Genomic DNA, 16,550 nt, shown 5'->3' on the forward strand with positions numbered 1-16,550 from the left:
TTTTCGGTTTATTTATTTTTATCAAGCCATGCTTGCCACTGTGCTTCTCCTTTATCTAGGGTAATTATTTGACCGATATAATGATTATCGTTGTAACTATTATTACTATAATTAAAGAAATACGGATTAAAATAGTGCGAATCATTATAGTGCGGATCATCTGGGTCTGGTTCAGGCTCAGTTTCGGCATAGATATCTACTTTATTTTTATACCATATACCGTAAGGGACTATTTTATTGGATACATCGTTATTATCACCAACATATATGGCGATGATATTATCGTCCTCATCAAAGGCAGCGCCCCACAGCGTTATAGCATGTTGGGAACCGTCAGCCCCATATCTATTCAGCCCAACCGCTTTTTGAGATTCAAGTGCAGCTTTAAGCGTAGCCTCGAACTCTTTTTTTGTATAAATGGCTGCTCTCTCGATAGGAGTATTCCCTTTATTAAAGACATCCGGAAATAATGCCGGAGAATAGCTTTTATTTTTTGCATTTTGAAAACCATTTAATCCGAAGAGATACCACTGTAGTCCGTTAGCAGGATCCCCCCCCTTATTGATGCACTTTTCGCGAAAGAGATTTGCGATGGAACTTTTTTGCTCCTCCTGATTATCTTCAAGTCCGCGTTTATAAAAAGGTTCATACGCTTTTGCAGCTTCGCCGGTTATATGTTTCTTTTCTATGTATTTTTTTACATTTTCTTTGTTCTGTTCAAACCACCAGTGCAGCATATTAGAATTGGTTTTAGCCCAACATTGGTTACTGTCGGTATCGCCACTATTCGGGGTATGTAGATAATCGACTTTCCGCGTATTAAAAAATGTGGTAGTCTGTGTTTCCGGCCAGTAAAAAACGTAATTGGTATCATAGTATGTCCCGGTAGGAATCTTATTCTTGATAACCTCAATTTTTTCCTTTTCTTCTTTAGGCGGCGTTATTCCATGTACCCACCGTACCGTTACGTTCGGATTCTCATTCTTTTTTTGAGTAAGCTTCACTTCCAAATATTTTTTACTTGAAATTTTGATGTATTCATTCGTAATATTATCCTTAAATCTGATACATGCAGTTCTATCCCATACGGTTTTGTTTGTCTGAACAGTTAAGCGTACCGTATCTGTACTTTCATCTGTGTGATCTTTACCGGCTACGCTCAGCCATTTTGCGCCTCCTTCTACGACTTCAGGCGTATAGTCAAGTTTTCCGTTGAGTGTTTCTATCGTAAACGTTGCCTCTCCGCCATTACTTCCACATTCTGCAGGGCTTGTTTTTATTTTAATTTCAGGTTTTGGCTTCATCTTAAAATGAACCGTTTCGCGAACAGAGGGATTATCATCGGAGGTTATGGTTACTGTCGCTTCTCCAAGTCCGGCAGCTTTTACTTCACTGTTCCCTTCACCGCATAGCCATGCTATTGAGCTATTGGATGTGATGAATGTCAGCTTTTTATTGGTAGCTTCCTCAGGCATTGCTTTTGCACCGAACTTATATACTTGACCGATAACCAACTCGATCGGCTGTGCAGAAAGCGGCGGATTGAATATAATAGAAGTAACAGGAATATGCGCTGCCGTAACGGTAACATTGATTGTCTTTGAAATACCGTTTGAAGCTTTTATCGTAATGTTTGCACTTCCAACCGCTTTTGCCGTAATCAGTCCTCCGGCAGTTACGGATGCAACCCCTTCATTATCCGAAGTATAGGTAAGCTTTTTATCCGTTGCATTTTCCGGTTGAACTTGGGCATTGATTTGTCGCGTATTGCCATTTACCATCGAAAGAGTGCTTTCATCGGGTTCAAGCGAAATACCTGTAACGGGTATATGTGCTGCCGTATCAGGCTTCGATAAATCGTTCGCACAAGATAAAAACAGCAAAGCAATGATCGCCGCAAACAAAATCGTTTTATTCTTGTTTTTAAATAAATATTTTATGTTGTATATCATACTGTATATTATACAATTTTTTTTATTTCTTTTCAAGCCAATAAATCAAATAAATTAAATAACTCTAATAAGTCAAACAACCGTCAATATCGTGATATCGCCGTAAAAAATATTGCGGTAAAAATATTCCTTAAAGTCACATACAGACATTCGGGCATAAAAAAAGGATTACCGGAAAACCGATAATCCTTATTGCGGAGAACCTGACTTGAACAGGCACGGCTCGCGCCACTAGCACCTCAAGCTAGCGTGTCTACCAATTCCACCATCCCCGCGTGTAAAGAGAAGATTATCACAAGAGGCTAAGCATGTCAAGCGCTTTTCGAAACGATAAAAAATCGCTATATTGTATAAATCGACTGATGAATTTTGAAAGCATCAGCAAAATTGCATCGTAGAGTAATTTCAGCAGTGAGGACGTATATGAAAATGCCGACAGCGGATGAATGTAAAAAAATGTATGCGGAGCGACGTTCGCGCGTCGCACGGTTTATGAAACAAAACGGTATCGGAGCGGCAGTGTTTATCGACAGCGAAGAAAAACGCGAAAGTGCCGTGCGCTACCTTTCGGGACACATAAGCGATGCGGTTTTGATCGTATTCGACGACGCGTATTCCGTTCTGGTTCCGTGGGATGAAATCATGGCAAAGCGATACGCATACGCGGATAAGGTCGTGCCCTACACGAAATACAAAAATACCGCGATCGATGCGGTAAAAGCGGTGCTGAGAGAAAGCGATCACTTTAAAACGAAAAAAGTCGAATTGCCGCCGACGACGACATATCCCGAATTTTTAAAATATATCGACGCGCTCGAAGGCTGCGACGTCCACTGCCGCGAAAACAGCGTGCACCACTATGTCACAGAACTCCGCATGATAAAAGACGCCTACGAAATCGCGTGTACGAAAGAAGCCGCACGCATCGGCGATTTGATAATCGATACGGTCGAAGAAGGCATCAAATCGAAAAAGATCGCAACCGAAACGGATGTCGCATTGCTTATCGAAAAGGAGTGCCGCGCACACGGCTGCGAACGTACGGGCTTCGACACGCTTGCCGCGGGACCGGATCGCAGCTGGGGCATTCACTGTTTTCCGAATTACACTGCGGGAAAATGGGCAAACGCGGGACTGTCGATCCTCGATTTCGGTGTCGTCGTCAACGGCTATACGAGCGATACGACGGTCACGATTGCACGCGGCAAACTTTCTGCCGCGCAGGAAAAGCTCGTCGATCTCGTACAAAAAGCGTACGACGAATGTCTCAAACTTTATAAGCCGGGTCTTTCAATCAGAGATGCGGCGCTCAAAGCGGACGAAGTGTTTGCGGCGGGAAAACGGAAAATGCCTCACGGTCTCGGACACGCGATCGGTCTTGAAATACACGAGCCTCCTCGCGTCAATCTCAAAGCATCCGAAACCCTCGTTTTTAAACCGGGCATGATCGTAACGCTTGAACCGGGACTCTACGACGAAGAGCTCGGCGGCTGCCGCCTTGAAAACGACGTACTCATCACCGAAAGCGGCAACGAAGTTATAACGCATTCGAGAATTATTAAATTATAATCGATTTGCGGATTCCCATTGCGGACTGCCGGACTTACCGCCCGCGCGCGTTTTCGAGAGCTTCCGATGCGGCAGCGTCAAGTGCGGCCGCAAGGGACGCGTCGGGTAAATCGGTAAGTTTTGTGCGCATATCGTGGATGACAAGCGGCACAAGCTGCTCATCGGTGAGCGAAGTGAACGGCGATGTACCGTTTGTTTCAAGAAGTCCTGCCGGCAGTTTTATTTTCCTGAGCACTTCAGCCGTCGCAAGCAATCCCGGCTTTCCGGAAAGACGCGCGATCACGTAATCGAGCAAAAGCCGCGTCCTGCTCGCCATAAACTTTTCCTTTTGCAGCGAAGGCAAAAAGTCGCACATCGAGCGGAGCTTTTTAAACAGTTTCAACTCGATCGCAAATTGATCCGCGCTTTTTTTATTCTGCAAAGCGGCGGCTATGTCGGGAAGCGCACGCGCGGCTTTTTCGAGCGCGGCGGTCAACTCGGCTGCCGCCCGTGCATTGTTCCGTCCGATTCCGCCGAAAACGGGAACCGATTCTTTTTGCGGCACTTGTATGCCGCCTCTTTCGTCGTCGGCACGCTCCGAAACATTTCCGCTTCCGCTTGCTTCTTTTCGCACCGTCGGTTTATTTCGCACGATCGCGTTTTCCCTGAGCAAATATTTTTTCTGCGCCGCATGCTCGATGAGTTCGCCGCTTTTTCCGTCCACTTCGGAAATCGCTCTTTCGGCCGCTTCCCGTATTTTTTTCATCGCCGCGTCAACCGCATCTTTTACGCTCGTCTCCGCGAGGGCGGCATCCGTCCGTATCCGTTCGGCGCTTTGCTTTACCGTACCGATAATGCGCATCGCGTCCTCGGCAGCATCTCGCGCGGCTTTGCTCGTCCGGTGCGCTTCATCACAGGAACGGCGCAAAGCGGCAAGTTCGTTCGCTCGTTCGGCATTCACGGCATCAGCATCGTATCCGCGGGAAAAAGACTCCGGCAACACACGCGCGCCGCCGCCCGCATCCTCCGCACGAGACGGCTCTCCCGACATCGCCCGCTCTCTCGACGCGATCGCAGGTTCCTCGCGCACTTCTTTTTCGGCAGCTTTCGGCAAAGAGGACGGCACCTTTGACAGCGATTCGGACAAAGGAGACAACGCGTCGGAAAAACGGCGGGCAGCCGGCGCGTCTTCGGTTATCGAAATGGGTTCGCCTTCATAATTCATACGTTTGGGACTGCTTCGCGGCAAAACGACAGGCGTTTCAAATCCCACATCGACGGCTCCCGTGCTGAAGCCGTCGTCGATATTTCCGGGAAGACTTTCATCGATCCCCGCAGCAGGTCCCGTTCGCCCGTCCAAGAGATCGTCATCCTTTAAGGAACGGGCATTTTCTTCTCTGTCGATCGGCCGATCGAACGGCACGAGCAGATCCAATCCATCCGCTTCAGGATCCTCTTCTTCGTCTTCTCTATCCTCTATCGTAAACGGATCGATTTCATCGTCGGCTTTTAAAAGACTTTCGCCCATCAAATCGAAGTCGAACGGCTCCTCTTGTGACGGGGGCACTTCGTACACGCCGGCTTCGAGCGCCTTCGTTTCAGGAGAATCCATAACGATTTCCGCACCGGCCGTCTCATCGTTTCCGTCCGCAGTGAGATCGGCTTTCGCACCTTCCGCTTCGACGAGCAATTCCGCGATGCGCTTTACTTCGCGTTTTGCCAAAACATTGCCGTCGTTCAGAGCGAGAACTGCTCGGTAGGTATCGAGTGCGGACGAGAATTTCTTTTCGGACGTATCGAGCTGTGCCGAGAGCACAAGGGCTTCTTCGTCGTGCGGATATTTTGAAAGATACCGTGCGATAAAATTCCGGGCCTTATCGGATCGTCCGGCTTGCATGAAACGGAGCGCTGCGGATTTTTCATAGGCAAAATACTGCGCGTCGATCGAATTTACTTTTTTATAACAGGAGGCGGCCTTTTCATCCTCTCCCCTGCAAATGCAATACTGCGCGTAGAGGTCGAGAATTTCTATGTCGTTTTGATTTTTCGCATAAAGCGCTTTCAGCTTTGCAAGCGCAGGGACATAATCTCGAGCCGAAAGAAGAGTGCGCACATACTGCGCCCCGACGGCGGCATCCGACGGAAAATCTTTTTCCGCCTGACGCATGAGCGCGGCGCCTCTTTCAAGCGCACCTTTTTTTTCATACGCGTCGGCAAGGCACGAGATAACGCTCGTGTTTTTCGGATCGAGCATCAAAGATTTTTTGAACGCCCGAAGTGCAGCTTCATAATCGAAGCGCTTAAACTCCACGCGGCCGAGCAGCGCAAAAAGATGCGCATCGGAGGGATGGAGCGCGATCGCTTTTTGAACGACGGATGCGGCAGCTGTCGTTTTGCGGCGGCGCAGCAAAAGCGCCGTATACTTCCGCACGGCTTCCATCCAGCCCGGTTTTGCGCGAAGAGCGGCTTCGTATGCGGTCTCCGCTTCTCCGTCCGAGTGTAGCGCTTCATACGTTTCGGCAAGGTTCAGCTGCAGCACCGGATGATTCGGATCGACTTGCAAACCGCGCTTATACGCCGTCGCCGCTTTCTGATATTCTTTACGAAGCGCATAGATGACGCCCAAATGATTGTACGCAAGGGTATCGCCGGGATCCGAAGCGATAACGGATTCGAAACACTCGATCGCCTTGTCGTAATCTCCCATCGATCGATACGTAAATCCCAAATTATAATTCACATCGGCTTTTTTTCCGCCGAGTGAAAGAGAAGCGTGAAGAACGCGAAGGGCATCCTCATAGCGTCCGAGTCTGCGGTAAATGCCGCCGGTCACGTTGAGAGAGGCCGCATCGTTCGGATCGATTTTATTAATTTTTTCGTAATAAACGAGCGCGTTTTTATCCTCGCCCGATTTGACATATACATCGCCGAGCGCAAAAAGCACGTCGCGGTTTTCGGGGTCGTCCTTTAACAATCCCTTATACAAGCGCACGGCAAGGTCGAAATCGCGGGAAGCGAGAGCGGCCGCCGCACGGCGCAAAACGAGTTTATTTTCCTCGCCTCGTTCACTTGCCATAACCGCCGCCCGATTCCGGCCGCGCATACGTTTCGCGCGAAAGCGTACCGACTATCCGCTTATCGATTTTCGAATAAGATGCGACCGCAAAATAATAAATCGTTCCGTTTTTGAGATTCGTGAGGGTCATCGATTTCATAAATCCCGCATCGACCGGAGATGCGCCTTCCCGGGCGATGCGTCCGAGGTATTCGCCGGGCCTCGTGCCGTAGTAGACGTAATAACCTCCTGCGCTTTCATCGACGGAATGCGACCACGAAAGCGTTACGCTCCCGTCACCGGAAGCCGCTTTTACGGTAAAAGGAGGAAGCGGCGAAGGAGGCACCGTATAATCGATATCGATCTGCGTAAGCGACGGCGTGCGGGATCCGTTTCCGTCGGGATAAAGATCTGCGGCTATTTGAAAATACAAACCGTTTACGTCCGAAATCGCTTCTCCGCTTTGCACGGGACGCCACGCGGGATACGAATCCGTCCAGCCGAAAATATTGTCGCCGCTTCGCACATAGAGACGAACTGCCGTTTGCTCGGGCTCGCTCGTCACCGCCGTCACGGAATTGAGGGAAGAGCCGACCGACGTCAAAAGCGGCTGCGTTTCTATCCGCCCCCCCGATACGCGGTACTTCGTATATCCGAGGGCCGACGCGTTTTCCGATTTTTGCCGCATCGCCTCGTCGTAAGTTCCCTTTTGTATGCGAAAGTCGTCGATGCTTCCCGTAAACTTTCGGCACAGTTCGATATCCGCAGGCACTCCGAAATACGCCGGATACACCGAACCCGATGCGCGGCCGGTCGACGTAACGTAGGCGATCGCTTCGAGCATGCCGTTCACGCGGTATTCGATGTGTCCGCTTTCTTCATCGAAAGCGATCGAGTGGTGCGCCCAGGTTCCGGGGATCAGCGTCGTAATACCCGAAAGCGTTACATCTCCTTTATCGTATCCGTCGAAGAGATTCGAAAACGTCCACGAAAGATGATTTTGATAAAAAGATGCCGTAATCATCTGGTATACGACGTTCCGCCCGATGCTGCGCGATGATCTCCAATTAAAGACGACTTCACCGTTTTCCGCGACTGAGGGCAAAAGCCAAAACTCTATGTAAAACGACGGAGCGGGTCCTTCCGTACCGAAAAGCGAGCCCGCATTTCCGCGAATCGATATGCCGCCCGTACCGCGAGCGAGAGCCGCTCCCTTGCCCATAGCCGATTTTCCCGAAAGCAAAAGCGCGTTTTTGCTCACAGTGTAATGTCCCGTCCTATCCGAAAACGGCAGAGCATCGAAATCAAAAAGAGTGTCCGTCATCGCGTCCTGAACACGGCTGTCGGTGGCAAGCTCGATACACGGATAACCGAAGCGCCCGGTCCCCTCCGCGACACCTCTGCGTACCGAAAGCTTCGACCAGCCTTCGCTTCCGCCGATCGTCATCGAATCGGCAAAAGCGGAACGGATACACAAAGAAGCCGAAAGCGCGTACAATAAAACGCACGCGCGCAAGCGAAGCGTCCTCGAAAAGGCAAATGCATACGCCGGACGAAGAGCGCCCGATAAAGCGAAAGCGCGCACCGTATGAAGCGCCCGCGAAGCGGCAAGCGTGCGCACCGGACGAAGAACGAAAGCGGCAAATGCACGTACTGGACGAAGCGCGGATAAAATCGTTATTTTTTTATTATACGGAATACACATAGGCACTATGGCAAAAGCGGTACGGGAAATACTACACGAAACGGCATTACAAGCCCCCTCTTCAAGCGGCGTCTACCTGTGGCGGAACCGGCAGGGAGATGTCATCTATGTCGGCAAAGCGAAAAATCTGAAAAACCGCCTCACCTCGTATTTTTCCGGCAGCAAAGACATCAAAACGAAACTGCTCGTCGCGCACGCCGATTCGATCGAGTATATCACAACGGCAAACGAATACGAAGCCTTTCTGCTCGAAAACAATCTTATTAAAAAACACAATCCGCGCTACAACATCGATTTGAAAGACGGCAAATCCTATCCCGTTCTGCGGATCACGAACGAAGAATTTCCGCGCGTCATCAAAACGCGGCGCGTCCTCGAAGACGGATCGACCTATTTCGGCCCCTACCCCGATGCGGGCGCACTCGACACGTTTATCGACACGCTCTATCGCATCTACCCCGTGCGTCGGTGCAAAACGCTCAAAAAACGCGATGCCCCCTGCCTCTACTACCACATCGGCCGATGCGAGGCTCCCTGCTGCAAAAAAATTTCGCACGACGCCTATACCGAATACATCGGCGAAATCGCAAGCCTTCTTGAGGGAAAAGGAGACGACACCCTAAAAAAAATAAAGGCGGAAATGCAAAAGGCATCGGAAAATCTCAACTTCGAAAAAGCCGCGCGACTGAGAGACGGACTTTCAGCTCTTTCGATCATGCAAAAACAGAACATCGTCCAAACTTTCGACGGAGACGACCGCGACTATATCGCCTATTGGAGGGAAGGAGAACTCGTAAGTTTTACCGTCTTGAAACTCCGCGGAGGAAAAATCGAAGGACGCGGCAACTACCGCACCGTAAGCTTGAACGAAGACGCGGAACTCATCGGAGAATTTTTCAACGCATACTACACCGACAAAGCCGAAGTACCCCCGCACATCTACGTACCGGATTTATTAATTAATAATTTATCCGACATTGAAAATTCTCATACCGATACGGGGAAGAGCTCTCCCCCGCGCTCGCACACGGTTGCTCGCTCCCCCTCCAGCGGGGGCACCCCGCAACTCCCCGATCGAAGCGTCGCTTTTCTCTCGCCGGATGAGCTTGCAAGGTGGTTTTCCGAAACGCTCGGCGCCGAAACCGAAGTCGTTCCCCTTTCCGACGCAGGCGAAAACGCAAAATACCACACGGCAGCCATCAATATGGCAAAGCAAAACGCGCATGAAGATATCGTGCGGCGCCTGCGCGAACGGGGTGACATACCCGCGCTCGAAGAACTCAAAACGCTCCTCGCCCTCGACACGCTTCCCGTGCGCATCGAAGGATTCGACATCGCGCATATCGGCGGAAAATTCCCCGTCGCAAGTTTAATCAGCTTTTACAACGGCAACCCCGACAAAAAAAACTACCGTTATTTCCGTCTCAAAACGACCGACGGCATCATCGACGACTTCGCATCCATGCGGGAAGCGACGAGCAGACGCTATACGAGACTTTTGAACGAAGGACGGGAGCTGCCCGATCTCCTGCTCATAGACGGCGGCATCGGACAGGTGAACGCAGTGCAGAGCGTACTCACATCGCTCGGCATCGACATCCCGATCGCGGGACTTGCCGAAAAAAACGAAGAAATCTACCGGCCCGGCAACAGTGCGCCCATCGTGCTCCCGCGCAGAAGCGACGCGCTCCGCCTGCTCCAGCGCGTAAGAGATGAAACGCACCGCTTTGCGACGAGCAAAAACCAGCGCCTCCGCACCAAAGAAAATACCGTAAGCATCTTTCTCGAACTTCCCGGCGTCGGCGAAAAGCGGGCACGCACATTGATAAAAACCTTTACGACGCTCGAAAACCTCGCAGGCGCGGATACGGAAAGCGTCGCAAAAGTGCTCGGCATGAGTACGGACGAAGCGGAAAACATTGCGCGGGAAGCGAAAAAGCTCAACGATACACGGAAAGAAAAAAAAGCGAAACAAATCGAATCGCTCGAAAGCTCCGGTACGACCGCGCAAAAAGCCGCAGCAGCGCACTACATCGACAGCCTTGCCCGCGCCGCCCTCGACGGAAGCGATACCGAATAAAGGCAGGCTATCGCCGAAAGTGCAGCCGATTTTTTACAGTACGCATTGTTTTCCGCAAATATAATTTCAGCCGCCCTTGCCGTACCGCCCGATTGTAGAAAATGCGATTTTCCCTATAATGTATACGGTCGCATAAAAATTATTAAGGAAATCACACATGGAATACATTTTCGATAAAGAGGGAAACCCGCTCGGCGTCGTACAAGGCGCATACATCCGCGACATGGAAGGAAATCCCGTCGGACAGCTCAAGGGCGAACACGTCCATAAACTGAGCGGAGGCTATGTCGGAGAACTCAAAGACGGCATGATTTTGGATATGCACAAAGGCAACCTCGGAAACGCAGGCTATGCCGAAAATCCGGGAAAGGGTATGCATCCCATGTCACACTCTCCGCGACCTCCGGTGCGCACCGTATTCGAAGACGCGTGGGAAAGATTATTTGACGATGGACTGTAAGGCGACGTCCGACGGCATCCGTAAGATAGCGTTCGCGCATTATGAAGCGGTAAATTCAAGTATGTGATAAAAGATTGGAAGAATATAAGTTTTCTTTGATTTTGAAATACTCAGCTGTGACAACTCATAATGCAAGGTCTGTTGTTTTATGCTATAATCAGAAAAAAGTAACGGAGATATTAATCGAATGTAAGTTCAAAAACTTGCGCTTGGACAATAAAAGTGATTAAATTAATAATTAATATTTTTATTTTAATTTTAATAATACTCTTTCAATCTTTTACAAGAAAAAAGAAAATCGTAAAATGCAAAGAAAATCCAGACATAATCATTCAAAACGCGATCCGTGAATTGCTGCTCTCTAAAAATGAATCACAAATCCATATATGCGGAAAAGGCAAAAATGAAACGATAACGCTGAAAAGGAAAACAAACGGAATTTTTATATATTGGATATCATCATCGACAAATGATGATACCGTACACAAAGAGCTTTTCGAAATTAAAACATTTTTGGATGAAAAAGGCTTTATGTATAATTCTAAAATCACTATCGATACACTGGATGCATTAAAACCGTATGAGTATATAGTGGAATATTTTGACGATATTCATGCAAATACGGGAGAAAACGGGCAAGATATATTTACGTTATTACGGGAATATTTTAGAATAGTATTGCGGATAACGGATTTACGCAGCCTGACAATCGATAAAAGACATATGAAAGGAAAGGCAGGCAAACAAAGAACCGCGCTCACGCACTAATGCATAGGGCAGACACACAGGTTATTAAGGCAGGAAAAAATGAATAAAAAGCGCTTTTCAATTTGTATTTTGACGATATTTTTTATTGTATCCGTTTATGCGCATGAAAATATTGTATCCATTTTTCAAGATTCAAAAAAAGAAACCGATTTATCGTCGTGTTTAAAAAACGGATTGATAAAACTCGAAGTAAACTTAGATGAAGAAATTCCGGAAGAAAATCTTTCCGCTATACATTATATTTTAAAACATACCTACGAAAACAATATTCATAAAATGCGAGGAGAAGAAGACAATAAGGTGTATACAAAGGAAAGCGGCGAAGAAGCCGTGTTCGATAAAGAAGGAAACCTTGTTACAAATGATTGGAATAAAGGCTCGTTTAATTACGGTTCATACAGCGAACCTATAAATAAATTTAAAGTCGATATATGGCCTTGGTTGGTTTGGGGTAATACGAGAGAAGATCCGACAAGTTTTGATGAAAGATTTTACTACTACATCATGGATTTGGACAGGGGTATTCAATCGTATATATTTTTGGAAGATAAAACCGAAATCGAAAAAATAAACTATGCAAATCTGAATGAAACGGATAAATTAATATATAAGTTTTTCAATTATTTGATTTTTAACAAATCGTATACATTCGATTTATCGAAAAAAAATATAGCAAAGTATAAAAAAAGCGCTGATAATTATTGGAAATATCTGTCTCAATTATTAACTTTGTCGGGATATGAAAAATAAAAAATTATCGGGAATGCCGTTTACTTTCATACCCCGCGTATTGTTCCAAGAGCCGTCTTTTTTGTGCTTGTTCAGTTTGCGTGCTCGGGGCGCGAAGAGTCCGTGAAAAATTTTTTGCACCAGCTTGTTGTTGAGATCGAATCGTGAAAGCTCGCCGCCCTTTTTATCACCCAGCATCATGCCGTAACACATAGCGGTAATATCTTCCGGCGGCATAGCGCGCTTCATACATTCGTAGTACGCAAAGACAGATAGCGCACCGTAAAAGTTCTTCGCCATTGGATTGGCTTTTCCGCCGATGATCGGCGCATCGCGCACAAATTTTTCGTATGTCGCGATAACGCGGCAATACATTTTTTCGGCTTTGTCAGGCGGAAATTTTTTATGCAGTTCGTTTTTGATCCAGTCGTCGGACATTTCGGGGATGGGGAAGACGGATTGGGATTTCATGGTAGGTCTCCTTATAGCAACGGGCGGAAGTATTGCGGATTTTAATCAATTCCAATGCATTGAAAAACAGAGATTTTTCAAATGTCCTGTATACTTGGGATTGTTATTAATAGGTCGAGTTTAGAAAGTATCAACCTATAACGCTGTGCTCTCGGCTTAGCCTCGCTACCGAGTTTGCTTTGCAAACTCACCGTATATGCGCCGCAATTATCATAAAGAAAAAAAAGCCCGGCAGCTGCCTACTTTCCCGCATTTAGAGCAGTATCATCGGCGCAAGGGAGCTTGACTTCCGTGTTCGGAATGGGAACGGGTATTTCCTCCCCGCTATGGCCACCGGGCAATAATTGCCGTACAAAAAGAAAAGGAAGAAGGGGCAGATATACAATAAAGCGCCTGCCGTCATTTCATACAAGCACATAAAAGCTCGTATACGTAGTGTCTCGCGCTATAGCACGGGAACGATAATATGGTCAAGCCTCACGACCTATTAGTACTGCTCGGCTGTGCACGTCGCCGTGCCTGCACCTGCAGCCTATCAACCGGATAGTGTCTCCGGGGTCTTTAGGAGGGTTATACCCTCAGGGATGTCTCATCTTGAGGCGGGCTTCCCGCTTAGATGCTTTCAGCGGTTATCCCTTCCGAACGTAGCCACCCGGCACTTACCCTTGGCAGGATAACCGGTATACCAGAGGTTCGTCCGCTTCGGTCCTCTCGTACTAAAAGCAGCTCCTCTCAAACATCCTCCGCCCGTAACAGATAGGGACCGAACTGTCTCGCGACGTTCTGAACCCAGCTCACGTACCGCTTTAATTGGCGAACAGCCAAACCCTTGGGACCTGCTCCAGCCCCAGGATGCGATGAGCCGACATCGAGGTGCCAAACTTTCCCGTCGATGTGAACTCTTGGGGAAAATCAGCCTGTTATCCCCGGAGTACCTTTTGTCCGTTAAGTGACGGCGCTTCCACTTGCAACCGCCAGATCACTAAGACCTGCTTTCGCACCTGCTCGTGATGTCTCACTCGCAGTCAAGCCTCCTTGTGCCTTTACACTCGTACGATGATTTCCAACCACCGCGAGGAGACCTTCGCGCGCCTCCGTTACCCTTTAGGAGGCGACCGCCCCAGTCAAACCGCCCGCCAATCACTGTCCCCCTTCCGGCTTCACGGACCGGAGTTAGAAATCCCATCCGCCAGGGCCGGTATTTCACCATCGGCTCCACGCACGCTGACGCGCACGCTTCTTCGCCTCCCGGCTATCCTACACATGGCGGATAGAATCCCAGTGATAAGCTGCGGTGAAGGTTCACGGGGTCTTTCCGTCTAATTACGGGTATCCGGCTTCTTTACCGGAATATAAGTTTCACCGAGTCCCGCGTTGAGACAGCGCCCAGAATCGTTACACCATTCGTGCGGGTCGGAACTTACCCGACAAGGAATTTCGCTACCTTAGGACCGTTATAGTTACGGCCGCCGTTTGCCGGGGCTTCGGTTCGGAGCTTCGCATTGCTGCTAACCCCTCCCCTTAACCTTCCGGTACCGGGCAGGTGTCACCACCTATACGTCCCATTACTGGTTCGCAGATGGCTGTGTTTTTGATAAACAGTCGCCTGGGCCTGCTTTCTGCCGCTCACATCCTTATCAGCGTGAGCCACACTTCTTCCGAAGTTACGTGTGCTTTTTGCCGAGTTCCTTAACGCGGGGTCGCTCGTGCGCCTTAGATTACTCATCCTGCCTGCGTGTGTCCGTTTCCGGTACGGTCCAACTCAGCCTATCTTTAGACAGTATTTCCCGGCACCCTGATTACGTCCGCTTCGCTTCGCCTGCGCTCCGCTCCCCGTAACGGCTCAGCTCAAGGGCTCTTTTAACCGCCCTCTCAACACCTTACCGCTTGGACAGAAACTACCGTTCTTCTGCCGGATTTCACCTCATGCGTCCTGCCTTCAAAACCGAATCGGGTATCGGATTGTGAACCGATTTCCCATCGACTACGACTTTCGTCCTCGCCTTAGGGGCCGACTTACCCCGGGCAGATTGCCTTTACCCGGGAATCCTCAGGCTTTCGGCGGACGGGAATCTCACCCGTCTTTTCGTTACTTGTGCCTGCATTCTCTCTTCCGCTTCCTCCAGCGCCCCTCGCAGGTACGCCTTCTTCGGTTAGCGCAATGCTCCCCTACCGCCCGCATCACAAGATGCGGACCCGCGGCTTCGGTATAACGCTTAGCCCCGTTACATTGTCTGCGCACGCCTGCTCGACCAGTGAGCTGTTACGCACTCTTTTAAGGAATGGCTGCTTCTGAGCCAACCTCCTGGCTGTCTGTGCAAACGCACCTCATTTCACACTGAGCGTTATTTTGGGACCTTTGCCGGCGGTCCGGGCTGTTTCCCTCTCGACTATGAACCTTGGAGCACACAGTCTCACTCCCATGCGTTGGCGGATGGCATTCTGAGTTCGATTGGTGTCGGTAGACTGTGACGCCCCCTATCCCATCCGGTGCTTTACCTCCTTCCGCTTTGCATGAGGCTGTCCCTAAAGGCATTTCGGGGAGAGCCAGCTATTTCCAGGTTTGTTTAGCCTTTCACTCCTAATCACAGGTCATCACTACCTTTTTTAACAGATTACTGTTCGGCCCTCCAACAGGTTTCACCCTGCCTTCAGCCTGCCCATAATTAGATCACCTTGGCTTCGGGTCTGCGACACGCGACTTTTCGCACTTTTCACACTCGCTTTCGCTCCGGCTCCGGATCTCCCAACCCTTAGCCTCGCCGCGCATCGCAACTCGCAGGTTTATTCTACAAAAGACACGCCACAACGCTCTCGCGCCGTGACATCTTGTCGGTCTGTGGTTTCAGGTTCTCTTTCACTCCCCTCACCGGGGTTCTTTTCGCCTTTCCCTCACGGTACTCTTCGCTGTCGGTAGCTGTCTCGTATTTAGCCTTGGATCGTGGTCGACCCGGATTCAAACAGGGTTTCTCGTGCCCCGCTCTACTTAGGTACCGCACCATGGAGTCCGATCCTTTTCGCCTACGCGGCTTTCACGCTGTCTCGCGCGCCTTTCCAGACGCTTCCGCTAAAAATCGGTTTTTTCCAAACTCCACGGGTCATCCCCGTGCGGCCCTGCAACACCCTATATAAGGGTTTAGGCTCCTGCGCGTTCGCTCGCCGCTACTTGCGCAATCTCTGTTGATTTCTCTTCCCGCGTTACTTAGATGGTTCACTTCACGCAGTATCGCTCCGCCGCAGTATCTTCTTCCCGCGCGCGGTGTATGCCTTGCGACATACGGGTTACCCCATTCGGCTATCTGCGGATCTAAGGATGTTTGCTCCTCCCCGCAGCTTTTCGCAGCTTACCGCGGCCTTCTTCGCCGGACAGCTCCTAGGCATCCGCCGCAAACCTATACTTGCTTGACCATATTCTCTTTCCCGCGCTCTAAGCTTCCAACCGCTCATGCGCTCAAACCTTCTTCCCTTCCCTATATTTTCAAAGAACATGAGGCTGTCGAAAAAGTAACCGACTTTTGAAACAGCCCCCTCACTTCTGTCCTTTTTTTGAATCTGGGACAGAATAGAGTTGAACTATTGACCCCCGCCTTATCAGAGCGGTGCTCTAACCAACTGAGCTACTGTCCCGTATTTGATAATAGCCGCACTGCCCGAGGGCACAGGGAAAGAAAGAAAGCGGAGGCCGTCTGAACACACGCTCGTGCGGACAGCATCCTCCGACGCATACGGTTTACGCGCGTACACTGCGCGTCCCTCTTCCCTTGGAAAAGGAGGTGATCCAG

Annotated in this window: 10 protein-coding genes, 2 tRNA genes and 2 rRNA genes; 6 read left to right on the forward strand and 8 right to left on the reverse strand. The window is 49.4% G+C overall.

Annotated features, from left to right (window positions below; translation table 11 throughout):
• Positions 1-8 precede the first annotated feature (8 nt).
• Together H9I36_RS06265 and H9I36_RS06270 are read right to left on the reverse strand one after the other, a co-directional pair.
• Positions 9-1,952, reverse strand: a complete 1,944-nt coding sequence (locus H9I36_RS06265) for an IdeS/Mac family cysteine endopeptidase (RefSeq protein ID WP_187384517.1) — start codon at positions 1,950-1,952, stop codon at positions 9-11.
• A gap of 193 nt (positions 1,953-2,145) precedes the next feature.
• A tRNA-Leu gene (locus H9I36_RS06270) sits at positions 2,146-2,227 on the reverse strand.
• Positions 2,228-2,375: 148 nt separating this feature from the next.
• Here H9I36_RS06270 and H9I36_RS06275 point away from each other — a divergent pair.
• Positions 2,376-3,521 carry a M24 family metallopeptidase gene (locus H9I36_RS06275; protein WP_187384518.1) on the forward strand — a complete coding sequence of 382 codons (1,146 nt, stop codon included), beginning with the start codon at positions 2,376-2,378 and terminating at the stop codon, positions 3,519-3,521.
• A gap of 34 nt (positions 3,522-3,555) precedes the next feature.
• Here H9I36_RS06275 and H9I36_RS06280 read toward each other — a convergent pair whose 3' ends face one another.
• Positions 3,556-6,576, reverse strand: a complete 3,021-nt coding sequence (locus tag H9I36_RS06280; RefSeq protein WP_187384519.1) for a tetratricopeptide repeat protein — start codon at positions 6,574-6,576, stop codon at positions 3,556-3,558.
• Entirely contained in the window at positions 6,566-8,260 is a 1,695-nt protein-coding gene (locus H9I36_RS06285; protein WP_187384520.1) for a fibronectin type III domain-containing protein, read from the reverse strand. The genes H9I36_RS06280 and H9I36_RS06285 overlap by 11 nt, the downstream gene beginning before the upstream one ends.
• A 7-nt stretch (positions 8,261-8,267) precedes the next feature.
• On the opposite strand from H9I36_RS06285, the gene uvrC reads away from it, so the two are divergent.
• From uvrC to H9I36_RS06305, 4 genes are all read left to right on the forward strand, one after another.
• On the forward strand, positions 8,268-10,340 hold the full coding sequence (gene uvrC, locus H9I36_RS06290) for an excinuclease ABC subunit UvrC (RefSeq protein ID WP_187384521.1): 2,073 nt from the start codon (positions 8,268-8,270) through the stop codon (positions 10,338-10,340).
• A gap of 157 nt (positions 10,341-10,497) precedes the next feature.
• Positions 10,498-10,800, forward strand: coding sequence for a 4-fold beta flower protein (locus tag H9I36_RS06295; protein WP_187384522.1), 303 nt, complete (start codon positions 10,498-10,500; stop codon positions 10,798-10,800).
• Positions 10,801-11,022: 222 nt separating this feature from the next.
• Positions 11,023-11,568 (forward strand): hypothetical protein, encoded by a 546-nt coding sequence (locus H9I36_RS06300; RefSeq protein ID WP_187384523.1) that lies wholly within the window; start codon positions 11,023-11,025, stop codon positions 11,566-11,568.
• Between the two features lie 39 nt (positions 11,569-11,607).
• On the forward strand, positions 11,608-12,318 hold the full coding sequence (locus tag H9I36_RS06305) for a hypothetical protein (protein WP_187384524.1): 711 nt from the start codon (positions 11,608-11,610) through the stop codon (positions 12,316-12,318).
• Here the strand turns inward: H9I36_RS06305 and H9I36_RS06310 are convergent.
• On the reverse strand, positions 12,292-12,768 hold the full coding sequence (locus tag H9I36_RS06310) for an L-2-amino-thiazoline-4-carboxylic acid hydrolase (protein ID WP_255422681.1): 477 nt from the start codon (positions 12,766-12,768) through the stop codon (positions 12,292-12,294). The genes H9I36_RS06305 and H9I36_RS06310 overlap by 27 nt on opposite strands.
• Positions 12,769-12,800: 32 nt before the next feature.
• On the opposite strand from H9I36_RS06310, the gene H9I36_RS13055 reads away from it, so the two are divergent.
• Positions 12,801-12,878 carry a DUF1963 domain-containing protein gene (locus tag H9I36_RS13055; protein ID WP_187384535.1) on the forward strand — a complete coding sequence of 26 codons (78 nt, stop codon included), beginning with the start codon at positions 12,801-12,803 and terminating at the stop codon, positions 12,876-12,878.
• Between the two features lie 116 nt (positions 12,879-12,994).
• Here the strand turns inward: H9I36_RS13055 and rrf are convergent.
• The 3 genes from rrf to H9I36_RS06330 form a co-directional block, all read right to left on the reverse strand.
• A 5S ribosomal RNA gene (gene rrf / locus H9I36_RS06320) occupies positions 12,995-13,106 on the reverse strand.
• Positions 13,107-13,234: 128 nt separating this feature from the next.
• Positions 13,235-16,176: ribosomal RNA gene (locus tag H9I36_RS06325) — 23S ribosomal RNA — on the reverse strand.
• A 145-nt stretch (positions 16,177-16,321) separates the two neighbouring features.
• Positions 16,322-16,395, reverse strand: a tRNA-Ile gene (locus H9I36_RS06330).
• Positions 16,396-16,550 lie beyond the last annotated feature (155 nt).

It is taken from the genome of Treponema sp. Marseille-Q4130, from assembly GCF_014334325.1.
Lineage (GTDB): Bacteria > Spirochaetota > Spirochaetia > Treponematales > Treponemataceae > Treponema_D.